We start from the raw sequence: 4,207 nt of genomic DNA, 5'->3' as shown, positions 1-4,207 counted from the left end.
GGACGGCGGCGACGCGGTCGACCTCGCCGACCGGGTCGAGCGCTTCCGCCGCGACCGCGGCCAGCGCGCCGCCGATATGCGCCGGATGGCGCAGGGCTGGGCACGGTCGGCCGCCGCATCCGGCGAGCGCGAGGCTCCCGAGCCGAGCGCCGGATCGTTGCTGGCGCTGGCCTATCCCGACCGGGTCGCGAAGGCGCGCGGGCGCGAGGGCGAGTTCGTGATGGCCAACGGCCGGGCCGGGCGCCTCGACTCCGCCTCCCCGCTCGCCCGCGAGCCGTTCCTCGTCGTCGCCGACATCGTCGGCGCCGCCGGCAACGCCCGCATCCTCGCCGCCGCCGCGATCGACCTCGACGCGATCGAGGCCGGCTTCGCCGACCGGATCGAGGGCGTCACGCAGGTGACCTTCGACGCGGCGGCACGGGCGCTGCGGGCCCGCAGCCTGCGCCGTCTCGGCGCCGTCACGCTCGGCGAGCGCACGCGCCCGGTTCCGCCGGATCTCGACTCGGCCAAGGTCCTCGCCCGCGGCATCGCCGGGCTCGGCCTCGAGCGCCTGCCCTGGACCCCGGCGCTGACGCAGTGGCGCGCCCGCATCGCGTTCCTGCGCGCGGCGGAAGGTGGCGACTGGCCCGATCTGGCGGACGGCGCCCTCGCCGGGACGGTCGAGGACTGGCTCGCACCCGCCCTCGTCGGCCGCCTCGGCCTCGACGCCGTCACCGCCAGCGACCTCGGCGAGGCGCTGCAGGGGCTGCTGCCCTGGCCCCTCCGGGCTCGCCTCGACGCCGAGGCGCCGACCCATGTCGAGGTGCCGACCGGCTCGCGGATCCCGATCGACTACGAGGCCGAGGGCGGCCCCGTCCTCGCCGTGCGGGTGCAGGAGCTGTTCGGGCTGGCGACGCATCCGACCATCGGCCGGGTGCCGCTCGTGCTCCACCTGCTCTCGCCCGGCCACCGTCCGGTGCAGATCACCCGCGACCTCCCGGGCTTCTGGCGCGGCTCCTGGAGCGCCGTGCGCACCGAGATGCGCGGCCGCTATCCGCGCCACCCCTGGCCGGAGAACCCGCTGGAGGCGCCGCCGACCCGCCGCGCCAAGCCGCGCGGCACGTGAGCGCGAACGGCAGGTAACAGGTGACAGGTGACAGGCGGCGGGCGCGATGCGACCGTGACACGAAGCCGGGCGCGACCGCCCCCCGCGAGATCGAGACTCCGCCCGCATGCCGACCGAAGAACCGAAGAATCCCGAAGCCGGGCAGCCCGAGGGCGACGGCTGGACGCCGATCCACGACACCGGCTTCATCGCCCATGTCGGCCCGGTCTACGTCCGCGACGGCGCCTACGCGTTCCGGGCCGCCGACAAGCACGCCAACCTGATCGGCGTCGTCCACGGCGGGATGCTGATGAGCTTCGCCGACCGGGCGCTGGGCGAGACCGCGATGCGGGCGGCCGACGGGGCGAACTGCGTGACGATCCAGATGGAGATGCAGTTCGTCGACACCGCGCGGCTGGGCGACTGGATCACCGTGGCGCCGGAGGTGATCAAGCGCACCGGCTCGCTCGTCTTCCTGCGCTGCGAGCTTCGGCACGCGGCGCGCGTCGTCGGCGTCGCCTCCGGCGTCTGGAAGATCCTGCGCCGGCGCCCGGAGGCGCCCCCCGTTCCCGGACCGACCGGCGACGCTATCTGAGAGCGCCATGACCACCTCCGACGATCCGACCCTGAGCCGCCTCGGCGCGGCCCTGGCCGACCTGCCCAGGCGCGGCCTGCCGCCGGTCGAGACCTGGAACCCGCCCGATTGCGGCGCGATCGACATGCGCATCGCCGCCGACGGCACGTGGTTCCACGCCGGCACGCCGATCCGCCGCCCGAAGATGGTCAAGCTCTTCGCCTCGATCCTGCGGCGCGAGCCCGACGGCACCACCGTCCTGGTCACGCCGGTGGAGAAGGTCTCGATCGTGGTGGAGGATGCGGCCTTCGTCGCCGTCGAGATGGCGGTCGACGGCGCGGGCGAGGCGCGCCGCATCAGCTTCCGCACCAACGTCGACGACCTCGTGCCCGTCGACGCCGAGCACGAGCTCCGCTTCGCGCAAGGCGAGGCCGGCGCGCTCAAGCCCTATCTCCACGTCCGCCGCGGCCTCTGGGCGCTGGTGACGCGGGCGCTCACCTACGACCTCGTCGCCCTGGCCGAGGAACGCGACCTCGACGGCGCCCCCTGGCTCGGGATCGCCGCCGGCGGCCGCTTCCACCGCATCGCCCCGGCCGATGCGGCGTGAGCATCGTGGGCAGCCCGACCCGCGACGCGGACCTCGCCGACTTCCTGGCGCGCGCCGAAGCGCGTCTCGCGCGCGACCCGCTCGGGCCGGACGACCCGACCTCGAACCCGCGCGGCGACCACAGCCTGGAGCCCGACGGCAGCGCCGTGATCCCGCCGCCGCCCCATCGCCGGGCGGCCGTGCTGGTGCCGGTCGTCGCGCGCGACGCCGGCCTCGCGATCGTGCTGACGCAGCGCGCCGCCCACCTGCGCGACCATTCCGGCCAGGTCGCGCTGCCCGGCGGCAAGATCGACCCGACCGATGCGAGCCCGCACGCGGCGGCCTTGCGCGAGGCCGAGGAGGAGATCGGCCTGTCGCCGGAGCGCGTGCGGATGCTGGGCTACCTCGATCCCTACCTGTCCGGCACCGGGTTCCTGGTGGCGCCGGTGATCGGTCTGATCGACCCGGAGGCGCGCCTGGCGCCGAACCCGGCCGAGGTCGACGCGATCTTCGAGGTGCCCCTGGCGGTGCTCGCCGACCGCGCGCGCTACGAGCTGCGGATACGGGTGTGGCAGGGGCGCGAGCGGCGATTCTACGCCCTCCCCTACGGCGAGCGGCTGATCTGGGGTGTGACAGCGGGCATCCTGCACAACCTCGCCGAACGGCTCGATTTCGGGCGGCCGAAGGCCCAATCTTAAGCCGCGCGGGGATCGCCCGCGCCCAACGATCGGGTGCCATGCTGCGTCGCTTCGTGGAGGAGTTCGGGCTCTTCCTGCTGCCCTTCGGGCTGTTCTTCGTCTACCTGCTGCTCGTCGGCCGCAACCCGCTGCAGCGGGCGCACTGGGACGCCCAGGCCTTCCGCCTCGTCCTGGCCGGCTTGGCCGTGGTGATCGCCTCGATGGTCGCCTCGGGCCTGTTCTCCGAGCGCCATGCCGCCGGCTTCGTGCCGACCCACATGGAGAACGGCCGCCTGGTGCCGGGCGAGTTCCGCTGATGCGCAGCCTCGACCCCGAGGGCCCGGCACGGCTGCTCGCCAGGCCGGAGGTGCGGGCGGCGCTCGGCGCCCTGGACCAGGCCAGCGAGGAGACCCGCCTCGTCGGCGGCTGCGTCCGCGACGCGCTCCTCGGGATCGACGCCGCCGACATCGACCTGGCGACGACGCTGCTGCCCGACGCCGTGATCGCCCGCGCGCAGGCGGCGGGCCTCAAGGCGGTTCCGACCGGGATCGAGCACGGCACCGTCACGCTGGTCGTCGCCGGCCGACCGGTCGAGGTCACGACCCTGCGCGAGGACGTCGAGACCGACGGGCGGCACGCGGTCGTCCGCTTCGGCCGCGACTTCGTGCGCGACGCCGAGCGGCGGGACTTCACGGTCAACGCGCTCTCGCTCGGGGCCGACGGCACGCTGCACGACACCACCAGCGGCCGCGCCGACCTCGCGGCCGCCCGCGTCCGCTTCATCGGGGACCCCGCGACCCGGATCCGCGAGGACGCCCTGCGCATCCTCCGTTTCTTCCGCTTCCATGCCCGCTTCGGCGAGGGCCGACCGGACGCGGACGCGCTCGCCGCCTGCATTGCCGCGCGGGCGGCCCTCGACGGCCTGTCGCGGGAGCGCGTGCGATCGGAATTCCTGAAGCTTCTGGCCGCGGCGCGTGCGCTCGAGGCGGTCGATGTCCTCGCCGAGACCGGCCTCCTGGCCCGCATCACCGGGGGCGTCGCCGAGAGGGGGCGTCTGTCGCGCGCGATCGCGGCCGGCGCTCCGACGATCCACCGGCTCGCCGCCCTTTCCGTGACGACGCGGGCCGATGCCGAGCGCCTCGCCGAGAGCCTGCGCCTGTCCAAGGCCGAGCACGTCGCCCTCGAGGCTTATGCCCGCGCCCTCGCCGCGCTGAAGACCCGGGCCGTGATCGACATTCCGGCGCTGCGGGCGCTCGCGGCCGAGCACGGAACGGCGGCCCTGGGGG

At 75.1% G+C, this 4,207-nt stretch carries 6 protein-coding genes; all 6 read left to right on the top strand.

All coding sequences use genetic code 11. The annotated features are described in order from the left end of the window. On the top strand, window positions 1–1,105 hold a 1,105-nt coding region (locus FV223_RS21460; protein ID WP_281407459.1), incomplete at its 5' end, for an ATP-dependent helicase C-terminal domain-containing protein. Window positions 1,106–1,211: 106 nt separating this feature from the next. Continuing rightward, entirely contained in the window at window positions 1,212–1,679 is a 468-nt protein-coding gene (locus FV223_RS21455; protein WP_147728899.1) for a PaaI family thioesterase, read from the top strand. 7 nt (window positions 1,680–1,686) lie between these two features. After that, window positions 1,687–2,265, top strand: coding sequence for a DUF1285 domain-containing protein (locus tag FV223_RS21450; RefSeq protein WP_147728898.1), 579 nt, complete (start codon window positions 1,687–1,689; stop codon window positions 2,263–2,265). Then, complete coding sequence (locus FV223_RS21445) at window positions 2,262–2,942, top strand: CoA pyrophosphatase (protein ID WP_246686396.1); 681 nt, start codon at window positions 2,262–2,264, stop codon at window positions 2,940–2,942. Before FV223_RS21450 ends, FV223_RS21445 begins: the two co-directional genes overlap by 4 nt. Window positions 2,943–2,980: 38 nt before the next feature. Next, complete coding sequence (locus FV223_RS21440; RefSeq protein ID WP_147728897.1) at window positions 2,981–3,238, top strand: DUF6111 family protein; 258 nt, start codon at window positions 2,981–2,983, stop codon at window positions 3,236–3,238. Continuing rightward, window positions 3,238–4,207: CCA tRNA nucleotidyltransferase (locus FV223_RS21435; RefSeq protein WP_147728896.1), on the top strand; the 970-nt coding region annotated here is incomplete at its 3' end. The genes FV223_RS21440 and FV223_RS21435, both read left to right, overlap by 1 nt.

The sequence above is a fragment of the Methylobacterium sp. WL116 genome (assembly GCF_008039455.1).
GTDB lineage: Bacteria > Pseudomonadota > Alphaproteobacteria > Rhizobiales > Beijerinckiaceae > Methylobacterium.
The sequence above is the reverse complement of the archived record's forward strand: the minus strand, read 5'-3'. Positions and strand labels throughout refer to the sequence as shown.